This is a genomic window from Glycomyces mayteni (assembly GCF_042428885.1).
Lineage (GTDB): Bacteria > Actinomycetota > Actinomycetes > Mycobacteriales > Micromonosporaceae > Glycomyces > Glycomyces mayteni.
The window spans coordinates 149,806-166,113 of record NZ_JBHMBP010000004.1 but is presented as its reverse complement, the minus strand read 5'-3'; the positions used below and the strand labels follow the sequence as shown (position 1 = coordinate 166,113).

Genomic DNA, 16,308 nt, shown 5'->3' with positions numbered 1-16,308 from the left:
GGAGCGCTTCCGCACTCCCGCTTCCCCTACCCGAGGACGGCATATGAAGACGCGAAGACGAAGGACGGCGGCGATCCTCGCCGCGGTCACCGCGGCGCTCGGCGCGAGCGCGCTCACCGTCGCGGCGGCCCAGAACGCCAGCGCCGCAGGCGCCTGCGACGTCGAGTACGACGTGGTCAACGACTGGGGCTCGGGCTTCCAGGCCAACGTGAGCATCACCGCGGGCGAGACGCTCGACGGCTGGACCGTGGAATGGGACTTCACCGGCGCTGTCTCCGGCATCAGCGCCTGGAACGTCACCTCCCAGTCCCTCAGCGGGTCGCACTTCACGGCCTCCGACGCGGGATGGAACGGCGCGATCGCCGCGGGGCAGACCCGGGAGGTCTTCGGCTTCACCGCGAGCGGCAACTCCGGCGAGATCACCAACGTCGAGGTCGACGGCGTCGCCTGCGCCGAAGGCGGCGGCGAGCAGACCACCGGCCCCGAGCCCACGGACCCCGAGCCGACCGACCCCGAGCCCACCGACCCGCCCCCCGCGGGCACCCCCGTCGAGGAGCACGGACAGCTCCACGTCTGCGGCGCGGGCATGTGCGACGAGAGCGGCGCGCAGGTCCAGCTCCGCGGCGTCTCCAGCATGTGGCTGCACTGGCAGACCCAGCCGTACGCGCAGAACCTCCAAGGCCTGGAGTGGATGCGCGACAACTGGAACATCGAGGTCTTCCGCGTCGCCATGGGCGTCGAGCCCGAGGGCGCCTACCTCGACGACCCCCAGGGCTGGAAGTCCGAAGTGGAGACCGTGATCCAGAACGCGGCCGAGGCCGGCGTCTACGTGATCGTCGACTTCCACGCCCACCAGGCCCACCAGCACCAGGCCGAGGCCGTCGCGTTCTTCTCCGACCTCGCCGACCGCTACGGGCACCTCCCCAACGTCATCTGGGAGCCCTACAACGAGCCCGAGCAGGTCTCCTGGACCGGCGTCCTCAAGCCCTACCACGAGGCCGTGACCGCGGCGATCCGCGCGCAGGACCCCGACAACATCATCGTGCTCGGCACCCCGACCTGGTCCCAGGACGTCGACACCGCCGCCCAGAGCCCCGTCGCGGGCACGAACCTCATGTACACGCTGCACTTCTACTCGTGCACCCACGCCCAGTGGAACCGCGACAAGGCCGACGCCGCCGTGGACGCGGGGCTCGCCCTCTTCGTCACCGAGTGGGGCGCCAGCGCCGCCGACGGCGGGCTCGACGGCCGCGTCTGCCTCGACGAGGCCCAGCGCTGGATCGACTGGATGGCCGCGAACAAGATCTCCTGGACCGCATGGAAACTGGACGTCGGCAACGACTCCACCAACCTGCTGTCCGCCGGAGCGCCCGTCACCGGCGGGTGGGACAACTACCTGCACGGCCACGCGCCCTTCGTGATCGCGAACCTCCCGTAGCGAGCGAGGGCCCGGTCCCCATCGGACCGGGCCCCGCCGCTCACACCGCCGGAGGGTTCAGCCGTGCGAAGCCCTCCTGCCGCTCGTACGGGTAGTACGGGTACGGCGCGGTCCTCGCGCTCGCCTTGTCGAGCCGGGCGACCTGCTCGGCGTCGAGCTCCCACCCGATCGCGCCGAGGTTCTGCCGCAGCTGCGCCTCGTCGCGGGCGCCGACGATCACCGACGCCACGGTGGGGCGGCGCAGGAGCCAGTTGATCGCGATCTGCGGCACCGACTTCCCGGTCTCGGCGCTGATCTCGTCGAGCACGTCCACGACCCGGTACAGGGCCTCGTCCTCCACGGGCGGCCCGAACTGCGCGGTCTGGTGCAGGCGGCTGCCCTCGGGCACCGGCTGCCCGCGCCGGATCCTCCCCGTCAGCCGCCCCCACCCGAGCGGGCTCCACACGAGCGCCCCGACGCCCTGGTCCAGGCCCAGCGGCATGAGCTCCCACTCGTAGTCGCGGCCCACGAGCGAGTAGTACACCTGGTGCGCGACGAAGCGCGGGCGCCGGTCGCGGTCGGCGGCGTCGAGGGACTTCATGAGCTGCCACCCGGCGTAGTTCGAGGCGCCGGCGTACCGGATCTTCCCGGCCCGCACGAGGTCGTCGAGGACCGCGAGGGTCTCCTCCACGGGGGTGCGGGCGTCGAAGGCGTGGAGCTGGAACAGGTCGATGTAGTCGGTGCCGAGGCGCCGCAGCGCGGTCTCGACGGCCCGCGTGAGGTGGACCCGGGACGCCCCGGCCTCGTTGGCGCCCTCGCCCACGGGCAGTCCGGCCTTCGTGGAGATGAGCGCCTGGTCCCTGCGGCCCTTGAGCGCCGCGCCGAGGACCTCCTCCGAGGCCCCGTCGGAGTAGACGTCGGCGGTGTCGAACATGGACATCCCCGCGTCGAGCGCGATGTCGACCATGCGGCGGGCCTGGTCGGCGCCGGTGTCGCCCCAGGCGCCGAACAGCGGGCCGGAGCCGCCGAAGGTCCCGGCGCCGAAGGACAGGGCGGGGACGTGGAGGCCGGAGCGGCCGAGACGGCGGTGTTCCATGACGGTTTCCCTTCTAAAGGAACTTCAGTTCCGTTAACATGGTCTAAGCTAGCGCAGCGACCATCCTTAACGCAACTGGAGTCCCGTTATGAATCAGGCCACTGGCGCCCCCGGCACCGCCCGGCCCGGCGGGCGCACCGCCCGCGTCCGCGAGTCCGTGCTCCACGCCGCCGGAGACGCCTTGGCCGACAAGGGCATCGGCGGCATCGACCTCGCCGAGGTGGCGCGCCGCGCCGGGGTCGGCAAGACCACCGTCTACCGCCGCTGGGGCACCGTCCACGGCCTCGTCGCCGACATGCTCGCCGAGATGGCCGAGTCCTCCCAGCCCCGCGCCGCCACCGGCACCCTCGACGGCGACCTGGCCGCCCTCGCCGCCCTCATCCTCAAGACCCTCACCGACGAGCGACAGGGCCCGCTCTTCCGCGCCCTCATCGCCGCCGCGGCGTCCGACGCCGAGGCCGCCGCCGCCCTCCACCGCTTCTACCGCCTCCGCATCGAGGAGTGGTCCCCGTGCGTCACCGACGCGCTGGCCCGCGACGAGGTCCCCGCGGGCACCGACCCCGCCGAGGTCGTCCGCGCCCTCTCCGCCCCCCTCTACTACCGCTTCCTCGTCTCCGGCGACCCCCTCGACGCGGACACGGCGAAGCGGGCGGCCGCCGCTGCCGCGGCCGCCGCCCGCTCGGGTGCCTACGTGCTCTAGACCGCCGCCCTCAGGCAGCGGTCAGGTGGATCAGGACCGCCTGCACCGGCCACAGGCCCGGGAGCTGGAGGCCGACGCCCGTCAGGATGCTGCCGGGGACCGTCACGGGCTCGCCCGCGAGCCACGGCGGGGTGGTCCAGCCCCACTTGGCCTCGCCGATCTCGGTGCGCACCTTGACCTTGTAGCTGCGGTCGGGGTCGAGGCCGTCGAGAAGCAGGCGCTCCGGCAGGGCCTCTTCGAGGGACGCGACGGTGGCGATCGTGAAGACCGCCTCCGACCTGTCGGCGGCCACCACGCCGCGGACGCGCAGGGCCGGGTCGACCGTGTCGGGGTGGACCACCGAGCCGGTGTGGAGGAGGCCGCGCAGTTCCTTGTAGAGGGACGCGAACCCGGTGATGCGGGCGGTCTCCTCCTCGGTGCAGGACATGATGTCCCACTCGAACCCGGCCGAGCCCTGGAGCGAGGTCGCGATCCGGTAGGGCAGCGAGGTGGCGCGGCCCGAGGAGTGGGCGGGGGAGGGGCCCACGTGCGCGCCGATCATCTCCGGCGGGAGCACGAGCTCGGTCCAGCGCTGGATGTCCTGGCGCTCCACCGGGTCGTTCGAGTCCGAGGCCCAGATGCGGTCGGTGCGCTGGAGGATGCCCAGGTCGGTGCGGGCCCCGCCCGAGGAGCACGACTCGATCTCCAGGCCGGGGTGGTCGGCCTTGAGGCGGTCGACGAGCCGGTACGCCGCGAGGGTCTGCGCGTGCGTCCCCGGCGCGCCGTCGTGGACGGCCTCCACGAGGTCCCGGTTGTGGTCCCACTTGATGAACGCGATGCCGAGGCGCTCGACCAGCGCGGACATCTGGCCGCGCAGGTGCTCGAACGCGCCCGGGTTCGCCAGGTCGAGCACGTACTGGGTCCGGAACGACAGGCCCTCCGGCGAAGGCACCGACGCCGGGTTGGCGAGGACCCAGTCCGGGTGTGCACGTGCGACGTCGGAGTCGAGGTTCACCATCTCCGGCTCGAACCACAGCCCGAACTGCATGCCGAGCGAGCGCACGAGTTCGGCGAGCGGTTCGAGGCCCTCGGGCCACACCGCCGGGTCCACGACCCAGTCGCCGAGCCCGGCCTTGTCGTCGCGGCGCAGGTGGAACCAGCCGTCGTCCAGGACGAACCGCTCCACGCCGACCTCGGCCGCCCGCCGCGCCAGCGCGGAGAGCCGCTCCTGGTCGTGGTCGAAGTACACGGCCTCCCACGTGTTCAGCACGAGCGGGCGCGCGCTCCTGGGGTGCTGCGGGCGGGCGCGCATCCACGTGTGGAAGCGGTCGGCGACGCCGTCGAGCCCGTTGTGCGCGTAAGAGAAGTACGCGGTCGGCGTCCGGTACGACTCGCCGTGCGCGAGGCGGATCTCCCCGGGGCGCACCAGTTCCCCGGCCCCGAGGGCGGTGCCGTGCTCGGTGAGCCGGTCGGTGCGGTGGCGCACGTCGGCGCTCCAGCCGAGGTGGACGGCCCAGACCTCGCCGGTCCGGTTGCGCGGCAGGCCCGCCGACGCGAAGGTGACCCAGGGGGCGTCGTGGCCGCCGCGCCCGCGCCGGGACTCGCGCACGGTGGCCCCGCGCGGCATCGGCGCGGTGAGCGGGGCCTTCTCGCGGGCCCACCGGCCGGAGAACGCGGTCAGGTGGTCGGCCGATTTCGCCACGGGCAGCACGGCTTCGAGCCACGCGACCTCCACCGCGCCCCCGCCGTCGTTGACGATCTCGTGGTCGAGGAGCACGAGCCCGCCCGCGCCGATCTCCAGGCGCGTCCGCAGCGTCAGGCCCGCGTCCGCGTCGGTCGCGGTGATCGCGACCGCCGCGTCGCCGGTGCGCTCCACCGTTGCGGCCCAACGGGGGAAGAGCGGCCGGCCGTCGCGGGTGGCGAGGAGGGCCGGGCGCCCGGCCCAGCCGTCGGAGTCCTGCGGGACCAGCGGGACCCGCCACGCGGCGTCGAGGGTGCCGGGCGCGGTCTGGCGGCCCGTCGCGGCCGCGAGGGCGTCGAGCCCGGCCGCGTCGAGCGGCCCGAGGTCGCGGCCCCAGTGCAGCACGGGCGGCAGGCCCGCGTCGGCGGTGTCCAGGACGAGGGCCACGCCGTCGCGGCGCAGGAGGGTCGGTGTGCTCACGGTGCTCCTTCGGAACGGTGGACTGGGGGAAGAGCGCTTGCCGTCGGCGCCCTACCGTAGCCGCCCGCGCCTGCGGCGGCCAGGAGGTTCCCATCCGGCCTGCTCGGAGGCGACACCCGAGCCCAAGTCAGTGATATGTGATATGTGATATGTTACTGCGAGCCGGCGCCTCCGAGGCGTCGGCGAGACGGCCCCGTGAACACCCGCCCCCCGGGAATGCGGCCCGTCGTTCGGCGCACAGACGAAGGACCTCCCCCATGCTGAAGAAACTGACCAGGGCGCCCGCGGCACTCCTCGCCGCCGCCCTCCTCCTCACCGGCTGCTCCGGCGGGCAGACCGGGTCCGCGGGCACCGCGGGCGACGACCCGGTCTCCGGCGGGACCATCCACATGCTCCAGAACGCCGACTTCTCCTACCTCGACCCGGCCCGCGGCTGGGACGGCGGCGTCAACGCGTTCTACCGGCTCATCTACCGCGGCCTCACCATGCAGGCCGCGGGCGACGCCGACGACCCGAACGCGATCGTCCCGGACATGGCCGAGAGCCTCGGCACCGCCTCCGAAGACGGCCTCACCTGGACCTACACCCTCAAAGACGGCCTGAAGTTCGACAACGGCGACCCCATCACCTCCACCGAGCTCGCCTTCGGCATCTCCCGCGCGTGGGACCCCGAGATCGGCATCGGCTCCCCGTGGCTGAAGAACACGATCGCGGCCCCCGAGGACTACCTCGGCCCGTACCAGTCCGGCGAGCACCCCGGGATCGAGACGCCCGACGAGAAGACGATCGTCTTCCACCTCATCGAGCCGTTCCCCGAGTTCGACTCCGTGCTGGCGCAGCCGAACGCGGTGCCCTTCCCGGTCGGCACCGGCGCGGGCGACGAGTTCATCAACGACGTCATCGCCTCCGGCCCCTACACCGTGGACGCCTACACGCCCGGCAGCCTCATCAAGCTGGTGCGCAACGAGAACTGGGACGCCGGCACCGACGACGTCCGCAAGGCCTACCCCGACGCGTGGGAGTTCGAGATCGGCCTCGACGGGGCCACGATCGACGAGCGGCTCATCGCCGGGCAGGGCGCCGACCAGAACGCGATCTCCGGGAAGGTCCAGCCCGCCACCCTCGCGCGCCTCCAGTCCCCGGATCTCGCCGACCGCACCGAGACCGCCGAGGCGTACTGCGTCACCTACATGGGCATGGACACCACCGAGGCGCCGTTCGACAAGCTCGAAGTGCGCCAGGCGATGAACTACGCCGTCGACCGCACCTCGCTCCAGACCGCCTCCGGCGGCAACCAGCTCGCGCTCCCGGCGACCACGATCATCCCCGACGCGGTCAACGGCCACAAGGACTTCGACCTGTACCCCAGCGAGGGGAACAACGGCGACCCCGAGAAGGCGCAGGAGCTCCTCGCCTCGGTCGGGCTCGAAGACGGCTTCTCGTTCACCCTCGACATCCGCTCGCAGCCGATCATGCAGGCGCAGGCCGAGTCGATCCAGCAGGCCCTCGCGAAGATCAACGTGGACGTGCAGCTCAACGTCATCGACACCTCCACGTACTACGAGACCATCGGCACGCCCTCGCAGATGAGCGACGCCGCGATCACCGGCTGGTGCCCCGACTGGCCCTCCAGCTCCTCCACCATGGTCCCGCCGCTGGTCGACGGCCGCGTCATCACCGAGAAGGGCAACACCAACATCGGGCTGTTCGACGACGCGGCGGTCAACGCCCGCATCGACGAGATCCGCGCGATGACCGACCTCGACGCCGCGAACGTCGCCTGGGGCGACTTCGACGAGCAGGTCATGGGCCTGGCCCCGATGGTCCCGCTGCTCCAGGAGCCGAGCGTGTTCCTGCCCGGCGAGAACATCGCGAACTACATCCCGAACACCAGCATGACGGACCTGACGATCATCGGGCTCAAGGACCCGTCCGCAGGCTGATCACCGATGACCTTCACTCCGACTGAACTCGAAGCCGAAGGCGCGGCGGGCGGTGAGGCGACCGGCGACCCCGCGTCGTCCTCGCCGCCCGCCACGGGGCGACGCCTCGCCCGCGCCTTCCTGCGCGACCGCGCCGCCGTCGCCTGCGCCGCGTACATCCTCGTCGTCATCCTCATGGCCCTGACGGCCCCGCTCCTGGTCAAGCTCTCCGGCTACGGCCCCCTGGAGTTCGACCAGGCCGCCGTGGACCCGAACCTCGGCGGGCTCCCGCTCGGGTGGGGCGGCGGCATCGGGACCGACCACTGGTTCGGCGTCGAGCCCGGCAACGGGCGCGACATCTTCGCGCGGATCGTCTACGGCGCCAGGGTGTCCATGACGATCGCGCTGCTCGCGACCGCGCTCACCTCGACCCTCGGCGTCGTCTTCGGGCTCATCGCCGGGTACTTCGGCGGGCGCACCGACATGGTGATCTCCCGGATCATGGAGTTCCTGATGGCCTTCCCGGCCCTCATCTTCATGATCGCGGTGCTCTCGGCCCTCCCGGCCGAGAACCGGCAGGCCCTCCTCGTCGTCGTCATCTCCTTCTTCGGCTGGCCCTACCTGGCCCGGATCGTGCGCGGCCAGACCATGTCCCTGAAGCAGCGCGAGTTCGTCGAGTCCGCGAAGGCCTCGGGCGCCTCCAGCGCCCAGATCATCTTCAAGGAGATCCTCCCGAACCTCTCCTCCACGATCATCGTCATGACCACGCTCGCGGTCCCCGGGTACGTCGGCACCGAGGCCGGCCTGTCCTTCCTCGGCGTGGGCGTCGTCCCCCCGACCCCCTCGTGGGGCCAGATGATCGCCTCCTCCGTGTCCTGGTACGCCGTGGACCCCGCGTACTTCCTGTTCCCGGGCGCGTTCCTGTTCCTGCTCGTGCTGTCGTTCACCGTCCTCGGCGACCGCATCAAGAAGATCGCCGAGTCCGGGGAGGGCCGCGCATGATCCGCTTCCTCGCGAACCGCCTGCTGGGCATGGCCGTCGTGCTGTTCCTGGTGTGCCTGTTCACCTACGTCATCTTCTTCCTGCTCTCGCCCGACCCGGCCGTGCAGATCTGCGGCAAGAACTGCACGCCCGAGGCCATCGACCAGATCCGCGCCAACCTCGGCCTCGACGAGCCGTTCCCCAAGCAGTTCTGGACGTTCCTCTCCGGCCTCTTCGTCGGCCGCACCTACGGCACCGGCGCCAACGCGATCGACTGCGTCGCACCGTGCCTCGGCTACTCGTTCCAGTCGAGCCAGCCGGTGACCGACATGATCCTCCAGCGCCTCCCCGTCTCCGCCACCGTCGCCGTCGGCGCCGCCGTGCTGTGGCTCCTCGCGGGCGTCTCCGCCGGACTCGTCTCCGCCGTGCGCGAAGGGAAGTTCACCGACCGGTTCATCACCGGCCTCACCCTCACCGGCATGTCCGTCCCGAACTACGTCCTCGCGCTGTCGCTCCAGTTCCTCCTGGTCGTCACGCTCGGCTGGCTCCCGTTCCCGCAGGCCGTGCCGTTCAGCGAGGACCCCCTCCAGTGGTTCATGAACTTCCTCATGCCCTGGATCGTGCTCTCCATCGGCGCCGCCGCCGTCTACACCAGGCTCACGCGCGCCAACGTCATCGAGACCCTCCAGGAGAACTACGTGCGCACCGCCCGCGCGAAGGGCCTCAGCCCCGGCCTCGTGTGGCGGCGCCACGCCCTGCGCCCGGCCCTCACCCCGATCGTCACGATCTTCGGCATGGACTTCGCCGGGCTCCTCGGCGGCGCCCTCATCACCGAGACCGTGTTCGGCCTCAACGGGGTCGGCAAGCTCGCCGCCGACTCCATCACCAAGAACGACCAGCCCGTCATCATGGGCGTCACGCTCCTCGCGGCGTTCCTCGTCGTCGTCGGGAACATGGTCGTCGACCTGCTGTACACCGCGATCGACCCGCGGGTGCGCGTCGGGAGCGCGACATGACCGAGACACCGCTCCTGCGCGTCCGCGACCTCACCGTCGGCTTCCCCACCGCCGCAGGGGACGTCGAGGTCGTCAAGCGCCTCGGCTTCGACCTGCCGCGCGGAGGCGCCCTCGGCATCGTCGGCGAATCCGGGTCCGGGAAATCCATGACCAGCCTCGCCATCATGGGCCTGCTCCCCAAGGGCGCCAAGCGCACCGGCTCCATCGAACTCGACGGGACCGAACTCACGACCCTCCGCGAGCGCGAGATGCGGTCCGTCCGCGGCGACCGCATCGCCATGGTCTTCCAGGACCCGCTCTCCTCCCTCAACCCGTATTACACCGTGGGCACCCAGATCGCCGAGGCCTACCGCTCGCACCGCACCGGCGTCACCCGCCGCGAGGCCCGCAAAGTCGCCATCGAAGCCATGGAACGCGTCCACATCCGCGACGCCGCCCGCCGCGTCGACCACTACCCGCACCAGTTCTCCGGCGGCATGCGCCAGCGGGTCATGATCGCGATGACCCTGAGCATGGAACCGGACCTCATCATCGCCGACGAGCCCACCACCGCCCTCGACGTCACCGTCCAGGCCCAGATCCTCGACCTCCTGGCCGAGATCCGCCGCGACACCGGCGCCGGGCTCATCCTCATCACCCACGACCTCGCCGTCGTCAGCGAGGTCGCCGACCAGATCGTCGTCATGCGCGAGGGCGACCTGGTCGAGCAGGGCACCGCCGAGCGCGTCTTCTGCGACCCGCAGGCCGACTACACCCGCATGCTCCTCGACGCCGTCCCCCGCATCGACGACGAGATCGGACTGCTGCGCACCACGACCGAGGAGGACCGATGAGCGAACCCCTGCTCCGCGCGAGCAACCTCGTCAAGGAGTTCGCGATCCACGGCGGCGGCCTCCTGGGCCGCACCGCGAGACTCCGCGCCGTGGACGACGTCTCCCTCGAAGTCGGCGCCGGCGAGACCCTCGCGCTCGTCGGCGAGTCCGGCTCCGGCAAGTCCACCACCGCGCGCCTCATCGCCCGCCTCATCGACACCACCGAGGGCACCATCGAGTTCGCCGGCCGCGAGGTCCACGCCCTCACCGGCAAGGACCTCCACGCCTACCGCTGCGAAGTCCAGGTGGTCTTCCAGGACCCCTACTCGTCCCTCAACCCCAAGCACACCGTCGAGCGGATCGTCACCGCCCCGCTCGTCTACCAGAAGCGGCCCATCCCCGGCGGCGCGCGCGCGTTCACCAAGGCGCTCATGGAGCGCGTCGGCCTCAACCCCGACCACTCCGCGCGCTTCCCCGCCCAGTTCTCCGGCGGGCAGGCCCAGCGCATCGGCATCGCCCGCGCGCTGGCGGTCTCGCCGCGGCTCATCATCGCCGACGAGGCCGTCTCGGCCCTCGACGTCTCGGTGCAGGCGCAGGTGATCAACCTGCTCAAGCGCCTCCAGGACGAGGAGGGCTTCAGCTACCTGTTCATCGCGCACGACCTCGCCGTGGTGCGGCAGATCGCGACGCGCGTCGCGGTCATGAACGAGGGCCGGATCGTCGAGTCCGGCGGGCGCGACGAGGTGTTCGGCGACCCGCAGGACCCGTACACCCGCAAGCTCCTCGCGGCCGTCCCTAGGATCAGGCCGGAATGGGACGCCGCACGGCGCCGCAACGAGGCGGCGCGGCGGCACCGACAGGAGGCGGAAGCATGAGCGCAGTGGAGTACTCGATGCCCGGCATGCGGGTGAGCGAGCGGTACGTGGACGTGCCGCTCGACTGGGCCGACCCCGCGCGCGGCACGATCGAGGTGTTCGTGCGCGAACTGGTCGACCCCGACAGGCGCGGCGCCGACCTGCCGCTGCTCACCTACCTTCAGGGCGGCCCCGGCGGCGCGAACCCGCGCCCCCTCAAGGCCGACGGCTGGATCGAGGAGGCCCTCAAGGACTACCGGGTCGTCCTCGTGGACCAGCGCGGCACCGGCCGCAGCACCCCGCTCGACGCCCAGGTCGTCGCCGAGATCGGGGACGCCGAGGCCGGAGCGGACCACCTCGCGTGCTTCCGCGCCGACTCGATCGTCCGCGACCTCGAACACGTGCGCGCCAGCGTCTACGACGGCCGCAAGTGGACGACCCTCGCGCAGTCCTACGGCGGCTGGCTCACCCTCGCCTACCTCTCCCACGCGCCCGAGGCCCTCGCCGCCGCGTACGTGTGCGGCGGCATCCCCGGCAACCCCATGAGCGCCGACGAGGTCTACCGCCGCACCTTCGACCGCGTCGCCGCCAAGACCGCCGAGTACTACCGGCGCTACCCCCACGACGCCGACGCCGTGGCGGCCATCGCCGACCGGCTCGCCGCCGAACCCGTGCTCCTGCCCGACGGCGACGTGCTCACCGTGCGCCGCTTCCAGTCCCTGGGCATCGACTTCGGCATGAAACCCGGCTTCGAGCGCATGCACTGGCTCGTGGAGCAGGCGTTCATCCGCGACGGCCGCCTCTCCGAAGGCTTCCTCGCCGACGTCCTCGCCCGCACCTCCTCCGCGTCGAACCCGCTGTTCTGGACCCTCCAGGAGTCCATCTACGGCGACGGCGCGAACGGCCCCACCGCGTGGGCCGCGCAGCGCGAACGCGACCGGCGGCCCGAGTTCGGCGAGGACGTGCGCCCGCTCCCCTTCACCGGCGAGATGGCGTTCCCGTGGATGTTCGAGGAGGTCAGGCTCCTGCGCGGCTTCGCGCCCGCCGTCCACGCCCTCGCCGCGCGCCGCGAGTGGAGCCGCGTCTTCGACGCCGAACGCCTGGCCGCCAACGAGGTCCCCGTGGCCGCGGTCGTCTACTTCGACGACATGTTCGTCGACTCCGGCCTGCAACTGGACACCCTCGACGGCGTCGGCAACGCCCAGGCGTGGGTCACCAACGAGTTCGAGCACGACGGCATCGGGTCGGGCCGGGTCCTCACCCGCCTGCGCGACCTGGTCCGCGACCGAGGAGGAGAACGCCGATGACACGACCCCCCTACGCGGGCGAACGCTACCCGCGGCTGACCGAGACCCCCGCGTTCACCGACTACATCGCCACCGGCTGGGGGACCGGACCGGTCCCCGCGCCCACGGTCCACGGCGCACCCGAAGCCGCCGCGGCCCACCGCGACCGCCTCAGCGCGCGCCTCCCCGGCGAGACGATCTTCGTCCCCGCCGGGACCGCCCCGGTCCGCAACGACGACAACGACTACGCCTTCCGCGCCGACAGCTCCTTCACGTGGCTCACCGGCGCCCAGATCGAAGGCGCCGTCCTCGTCATGACCCCGCGGCCCGGCGGCCACGACGCCCGCCTGTTCATGCCGCCGCCGTTCCGCCCCGGCGACACCGGGTTCTTCGCGAACGCCGCCCACGGCGAACTCTGGGTCGGCGCCTCCCCGGGCCTGAGCGAATGGGCCGACGCCCTCGGCCTGACCGTGCGGCCGCTCGCCGACCTCGACGGCCTCGACCTCGCCGGCGCCCTCGCCACCGCGACCGGCGCTACCGCCCACGGCCTCGAACCCTCCCCGCTCCTGGACCGCACCCTCTCGCAACTGCGGATGGTCAAGGACGACTGGGAGATCGCGCAACTGCGCGAGGCCGTCGACGCCACCGTCACCGGCTTCGCCGCCGTCGCCGCCGAGATCCCGCGCGCCGTCACCGAGGGCCTCGGCGAGCGCTGGCTCCAAGGGACCTTCGACCGCCACGCCCGCACCCACGGCAACGGCACCGGCTACACCACCATCGTCGGCTCCGGCTCCCACGCGCCCACCCTCCACTGGGTCCGCTGCGACGGCCCGGTCCTCTCCGACGAGGTGCTCCTCCTCGACATGGGCGTGGAGGCCCGCAGCCTCTACACCGCCGACGTCACCCGCACCCTCCCCGCCTCCGGGACCTTCAGCCCCCGCCAGCGCGAGGTCCACGACCTCGTGGAGAAGGCCCACCGCGCCGGGCTCGCCCAGATCAAGCCCGGCATCGAGTACCTCGACTTCCACTACGCCGCAATGGAAGTCATCGCCACCGGCCTCCACGACTGGGGCCTCCTCCCCGTCTCCGTGGACGAGGCGCTCTCCCCGGACGGCCAGCAGCACCGCCGCTACCTCGCCTGCGGCATCGGCCACCACCTCGGCCTCGACGTCCACGACTGCTCCAAGGCCGAGTACGAGGACTACATGGGGGCCGACCTCCAACCGGGCGTCGTCATGACCGTCGAACCCGGCCTGTACTTCCACGCCAACGACCTCACCGTCCCCCCGGAGCTGCGCGGCATCGGCGTGCGCCTCGAAGACGACGTGCTCGTGACCGCCACCGGCTCCGAAGTCCTCTCCGCCGCCCTCCCCATCGACGCCGACGGCATCGAGACCTGGACGAAGGCCCAGCAGTGACCGAGCCGTTGCAGCCCTTCCCGCTCGGCGCCGTCCGCATCGGCGACGCATCGGTCTTCGCCCGCGCCCGCACCGAACTGCTCCACCTCGCCCGCGCCTACCCCGTGGACCGCCTCCTCGCGGTCTTCCGCCGCAACGCCGGACTCGACACCCGCGGGGCCCTCCCGCCCGGCAACTGGGAGGACTTCGGCCACCCCAACGAAGACGCCTGGGGCGAGCACGACTACCCCGGCCGCGAGCACGCCCAGACCGCGAACCTCCTGCGCGGCCACTACGCGGGCCACTTCCTCTCCATGCTCGCCATGGCCGCCGCGGGCGAGGACGACCCGGCCCTGCGCGCCAAAGTGGACGAGATGGTCGCGGGCCTCGCGGAGGTCCAGGCCGCGCTGGCCGCCACGGGCCGGTACTCGCACTACGGCTTCCTTGCGGCGTACGGCGAGTGGCAGTTCTCGCGCCTGGAGGACTTCGCGCCGTACGGCGAGATCTGGGCCCCGTACTACACGTGCCACAAGCTCATGGCCGGGCTCCTCGACGCCTACGAGCTTGCGGGCAACCGCCAGGCCCTCGGCCTCGCCGTGTCGATGGGCCGCTGGCTCCACGGCCGCCTCTCGCGCCTCGAACCCGAACGGCGCCAGCGCATGTGGTCGCTGTACATCGCGGGGGAGTTCGGCGGCATGAACGAGGTGATGGCCCGGCTCAGCGCCGCGGCCGACGAGCCGCGCTTCCTGGAGACCGCCCGCTTCTTCGACCAGGACCTGCTGCTCGACGCGGGGGCCTCGCGCACCGACGTGCTCACCGACATGCACGCCAACCAGCACCTCCCGCAGCTCATCGGCTACGTGGACGAGTTCGAGCTGACCGGCGAGCGCCGCTACCTCGATGCGGCCTCAGGGCTCTGGGACCAGATCGTGCCCGGCCGCACCTACGCCCACGGCGGCACCGGCGAGTCCGAGCTGTGGGGCCCGCCCGGGACCGTCGCGGGCGACGTGGGCCACCGCAACGCCGAGACCTGCGCCAGCTACAACCTGCTGAAACTCGCGCGCCGCCTCTTCGCGCACACCCGCGACCCCCGCTACACGGCCTACTACGAGCGCACGGTCCTCAACCACGTCCTCGGCTCGCGCCGCGCGGTCCGCTCCGACACGAGCCCCGAGGTCACGTACATGTTCCCGGTCCACCCGGGCGCGCTGCGCGAGTACGACAACGTCGGCACCTGCTGCGGCGGCACCGGCCTGGAAAACCACGTCAAGTACCAGGACACGGTCTTCCTCGCCGCCCCCGACGGGCTCTACGCGAACCTCCCCGTTGACGCCGACCTCGACTGGTCCGAGGCCGGTCTGCGCGTCTCGCAGCGCTCGGGCTTCCCGCTCGGCGAGTCGGTGACGCTGCGCTTCACCGGTTCCGGCGACGGCGCCGAGCGCACCGTGCGCCTCCGCGTCCCCGCCTGGGCCGCAGGCGAGCCGGAGCTGCGCCTCAACGGCGAGCGGCTCCCCGCGCCCGCCGCGGGGGAGTACGCCGCGGTCACCCGCGCCTGGCAGGACGGCGACGAACTCGCCCTGACCACGCCCGTGTCGCTGCGAGCCGAAGCGACCGTGGACGATCCGCGGCAGTGCGCGCTGTTCCTCGGCGCGACGCTCCTGCTGGCGCGGTCGGAGGCCACCACGGGCCTCGCGTTCGGCCTCAACGGCCGCCGCGCCTTCGACGGCAGCCTCATCACCGGCCGCACCGGCGCCGAGCTGCTCGCCGAACTCGGCCGCGACGGTGCGATCGAGCTGGACGGCATCGCGTTCGAGCCGTGCTGGTCGGGCGGGGACGGCCGCTACCACATGTACCTCCGCTCCGCGGACGCCGAGATCGCGTTCGGCGGCAACGGGACCGGCGTGCCGAACCGGCAGCGCGCCGACGGCTCCACCTTCCTCGACGAGCTGTGGGCCCCGGGTTCCTTCGCCGACCGCACCGCGTTCCTCGCCCGCGTCGCCGACACCGCCCGCCGCGTCCGCGCCGAAGGGCTCCTCGGCCGCGAGGAGGTCGCCGCGGTCCTGGCCGCCGCGGCGGCCTTCGACGGGGCCACCGGCACGCCCCGCCCCGACGAGCGCCTCGACGTCCCGGTCCTCATCGATCCCGGCACGGTCCCGCCCGCGGTCGCGATCGAGGTCCTGGACGACCCCGCGCCCTCCGGCTGGTACACCACCGCGCCGCGAATCCGTCTGCGCGGCTTCGACATCGACTCGGGCACCGGCGACCGCCTCACGCTCGAACTGCGCCTCGACGGCGGCGACTGGACCCCCTACACGGGGCCCGTCGCCCTCACCGGGGAAGGCGTGCACCGCGTCGAGGCCCGCGCGAGCGACCCCGAGGGCCGCACCGGCTCGGTGGGCCGCGAGCTCAGCGTGGACACCGCGCCGCCCGTCTCGGAGGCCGTCGTCAAGGATCTCGGCGCGAGCGTGGAGATCACACTCCGCGCCGAGGACGCCGTGTCCGGTGTGGAGCGCATCCAGTGGGAGGGCCCGGGCACGTTCTGGGGCACGTTCCAGGAGGCGTTCGTGCGCGCGATCGGCGACGAGCCGCAGGTCATCGAGTACGCCGCGACCGATCGCGCGGGCAACGAGGAGCCCCGGCGGCGCCTCGTCATCCCCGGAAGGCGGGGAACTCCATGACCAGCGGAA

General features: G+C 72.3%; 12 protein-coding genes. 10 read left to right on the top strand and 2 right to left on the bottom strand.

Features of this window, described 5'->3' with window-relative positions:
- Positions 1-43: 43 nt before the first annotated feature.
- Entirely contained in the window at positions 44-1,438 is a 1,395-nt protein-coding gene (locus ACFFXY_RS15965; protein ID WP_382352463.1) for a cellulase family glycosylhydrolase, read from the top strand.
- A gap of 40 nt (positions 1,439-1,478) precedes the next feature.
- Here ACFFXY_RS15965 and ACFFXY_RS15960 read toward each other — a convergent pair whose 3' ends face one another.
- Positions 1,479-2,513 (bottom strand): aldo/keto reductase, encoded by a 1,035-nt coding sequence (locus ACFFXY_RS15960; protein WP_382352460.1) that lies wholly within the window; start codon positions 2,511-2,513, stop codon positions 1,479-1,481.
- 88 nt (positions 2,514-2,601) lie between these two features.
- On the opposite strand from ACFFXY_RS15960, the gene ACFFXY_RS15955 reads away from it, so the two are divergent.
- Positions 2,602-3,213 carry a TetR/AcrR family transcriptional regulator gene (locus tag ACFFXY_RS15955; protein WP_382352457.1) on the top strand — a complete coding sequence of 204 codons (612 nt, stop codon included), beginning with the start codon at positions 2,602-2,604 and terminating at the stop codon, positions 3,211-3,213.
- Between the two features lie 10 nt (positions 3,214-3,223).
- On the opposite strand, the gene ACFFXY_RS15950 is transcribed toward ACFFXY_RS15955, so the two are convergent.
- Positions 3,224-5,353, bottom strand: coding sequence for an alpha-galactosidase (locus tag ACFFXY_RS15950; protein ID WP_382352454.1), 2,130 nt, complete (start codon positions 5,351-5,353; stop codon positions 3,224-3,226).
- A gap of 257 nt (positions 5,354-5,610) precedes the next feature.
- Here ACFFXY_RS15950 and ACFFXY_RS15945 point away from each other — a divergent pair, with 257 nt between their 5' ends.
- Genes ACFFXY_RS15945 through ACFFXY_RS15910 form a run of 8 tightly spaced genes read left to right on the top strand, consistent with a single transcriptional unit; the run spans position 5,611 to position 16,299 of the window.
- Positions 5,611-7,296, top strand: coding sequence for an ABC transporter substrate-binding protein (locus ACFFXY_RS15945; RefSeq protein ID WP_382352451.1), 1,686 nt, complete (start codon positions 5,611-5,613; stop codon positions 7,294-7,296).
- A 6-nt stretch (positions 7,297-7,302) separates the two neighbouring features.
- Entirely contained in the window at positions 7,303-8,277 is a 975-nt protein-coding gene (locus tag ACFFXY_RS15940; protein ID WP_382352448.1) for an ABC transporter permease, read from the top strand.
- Entirely contained in the window at positions 8,274-9,272 is a 999-nt protein-coding gene (locus tag ACFFXY_RS15935) for an ABC transporter permease (protein WP_382352445.1), read from the top strand. Before ACFFXY_RS15940 ends, ACFFXY_RS15935 begins: the two co-directional genes overlap by 4 nt.
- Positions 9,269-10,105 (top strand): ABC transporter ATP-binding protein, encoded by an 837-nt coding sequence (locus ACFFXY_RS15930; RefSeq protein ID WP_382352442.1) that lies wholly within the window; start codon positions 9,269-9,271, stop codon positions 10,103-10,105. The genes ACFFXY_RS15935 and ACFFXY_RS15930 overlap by 4 nt, the downstream gene beginning before the upstream one ends.
- Positions 10,102-10,959 (top strand): ATP-binding cassette domain-containing protein, encoded by an 858-nt coding sequence (locus ACFFXY_RS15925; protein ID WP_382352439.1) that lies wholly within the window; start codon positions 10,102-10,104, stop codon positions 10,957-10,959. Before ACFFXY_RS15930 ends, ACFFXY_RS15925 begins: the two co-directional genes overlap by 4 nt.
- Positions 10,956-12,245 carry an alpha/beta fold hydrolase gene (locus ACFFXY_RS15920; protein WP_382352436.1) on the top strand — a complete coding sequence of 430 codons (1,290 nt, stop codon included), beginning with the start codon at positions 10,956-10,958 and terminating at the stop codon, positions 12,243-12,245. The genes ACFFXY_RS15925 and ACFFXY_RS15920 overlap by 4 nt, the downstream gene beginning before the upstream one ends.
- Positions 12,242-13,642: an aminopeptidase P family protein gene (locus ACFFXY_RS15915; protein ID WP_382352433.1), complete on the top strand. Its 1,401-nt coding sequence runs from the start codon at positions 12,242-12,244 to the stop codon at positions 13,640-13,642. The genes ACFFXY_RS15920 and ACFFXY_RS15915 overlap by 4 nt, the downstream gene beginning before the upstream one ends.
- Positions 13,639-16,299: a beta-L-arabinofuranosidase domain-containing protein gene (locus ACFFXY_RS15910; RefSeq protein ID WP_382352429.1), complete on the top strand. Its 2,661-nt coding sequence runs from the start codon at positions 13,639-13,641 to the stop codon at positions 16,297-16,299. The genes ACFFXY_RS15915 and ACFFXY_RS15910 overlap by 4 nt, the downstream gene beginning before the upstream one ends.
- Positions 16,300-16,308: the final 9 nt, after the last annotated feature.

Bases quoted from the DNA above. Each gene is read 5' to 3' on its own strand.
- ACFFXY_RS15940 (WP_382352448.1), top strand. From the start codon at position 7,303: ATGACCTTCACTCCGACTGAACTCGAAGCCGAAGGCGCGGCGGGCGGT.
- ACFFXY_RS15925 (WP_382352439.1), top strand. From the start codon at position 10,102: ATGAGCGAACCCCTGCTCCGCGCGAGCAACCTCGTCAAGGAGTTCGCG.
- ACFFXY_RS15920 (WP_382352436.1), top strand. From the start codon at position 10,956: ATGAGCGCAGTGGAGTACTCGATGCCCGGCATGCGGGTGAGCGAGCGG.
- ACFFXY_RS15935 (WP_382352445.1), top strand. From the start codon at position 8,274: ATGATCCGCTTCCTCGCGAACCGCCTGCTGGGCATGGCCGTCGTGCTG.
- ACFFXY_RS15945 (WP_382352451.1), top strand. From the start codon at position 5,611: ATGCTGAAGAAACTGACCAGGGCGCCCGCGGCACTCCTCGCCGCCGCC.
- ACFFXY_RS15965 (WP_382352463.1), top strand. From the start codon at position 44: ATGAAGACGCGAAGACGAAGGACGGCGGCGATCCTCGCCGCGGTCACC.
- ACFFXY_RS15930 (WP_382352442.1), top strand. From the start codon at position 9,269: ATGACCGAGACACCGCTCCTGCGCGTCCGCGACCTCACCGTCGGCTTC.
- ACFFXY_RS15955 (WP_382352457.1), top strand. From the start codon at position 2,602: ATGAATCAGGCCACTGGCGCCCCCGGCACCGCCCGGCCCGGCGGGCGC.
- ACFFXY_RS15960 (WP_382352460.1), bottom strand. From the start codon at position 2,513: ATGGAACACCGCCGTCTCGGCCGCTCCGGCCTCCACGTCCCCGCCCTG.
- ACFFXY_RS15915 (WP_382352433.1), top strand. From the start codon at position 12,242: ATGACACGACCCCCCTACGCGGGCGAACGCTACCCGCGGCTGACCGAG.